This is a genomic window from Comamonas sp. GCA5, assembly GCF_036541385.1.
GTDB lineage: Bacteria > Pseudomonadota > Gammaproteobacteria > Burkholderiales > Burkholderiaceae_C > Comamonas > Comamonas aquatica.
The window spans coordinates 1-922 of record NZ_JAZHFR010000197.1 but is presented as its reverse complement, the minus strand read 5'-3'; the positions used below and the strand labels follow the sequence as shown (position 1 = coordinate 922).

Genomic DNA, 922 nt, shown 5'->3' with positions numbered 1-922 from the left:
CGGCCGAGCGTCGCCACCGCCCTGGCCGAAGACCCGGCGCAATCGCCGGTCTGCGTGGCCGTGCTGGCGCACAGCGCGCAGCAGGAAGGCCTGCCCACCACCCCCGGCCGGCCCGACGCCTGGTACGCCCACGATGGCCAGATCACCAAGGCCCCCATCCGCGCCATGACGCTGGCCGCCCTGGCACCGCGCCACGGCCAATGCCTGTGGGACATCGGTGGGGGCTCCGGCTCGGTCTCGGTGGAATGGTGCCTGGCCGGGGGCCAGGCCATCACCATCGAGCAGCACGCCACGCGCGTGGCCAACATCCAGCGCAACGCCCAACGTTTTGGCCTGCAGCAGGCGCTGCGCTGCATCCACGGCACAGCGCCCCAGGCCTTGCAGGATCTGCCGCGGCCGCAGGCCGTGTTTGTGGGCGGCGGCTTCGACGCCACCCTGTTTGAACATCTGCAAGTTGCCATGCCCGCGGGCTGCCGCCTGGTGGTCAACGGCGTGACGCTGGAAACCCAGGCCCTGCTGGTCCAGCTGCACGCCAGCCACGGCGGGCAGCTGCAGCGGCTGGAGCTGTCCAGCGTGGAGGCCCTGGGCCGCATGCGCAGCTGGAAGGCCGCGCGCCCGCTGGTGCAATGGGTGTGGCAGCGGTGAGCGCCACGCAGCCCCTGGTAGCGGGCCTGGGCCTGCGCGCCACGGCCCGTGCGGACCACCTGCAGGCGCTGTGGCAGCAGGCCTGCGACTGGCTGGTGCAGCAACCGGACTGGCCGGCGGACCAGGCACCGGCCGTCACCACCCTGGCCGTGCTGGTGCACAAGGCCGACCACCCGGCCCTGCAGGCCTGGCGCACGCAACTGCCGTGGGCCACGCACCTGCTGGCCCTGCCGACCAGCGCAGCTGGCCGGCCAGCCCGTGCCCACCCCAGCGGCAG

At 73.6% G+C, this 922-nt stretch carries 1 protein-coding gene and 1 pseudogene; both read left to right on the top strand.

The features are described from left to right. Nucleotides 1–645: precorrin-6Y C5,15-methyltransferase (decarboxylating) subunit CbiT (gene cbiT / locus SJH88_RS19215; protein WP_274755398.1), on the top strand; the 645-nt coding region annotated here is incomplete at its 5' end. Beyond that, nucleotides 633–922 (top strand): annotated as a pseudogene (locus tag SJH88_RS19210) (hypothetical protein); the annotation flags it as partial. The gene cbiT and the pseudogene SJH88_RS19210, both read left to right, overlap by 13 nt.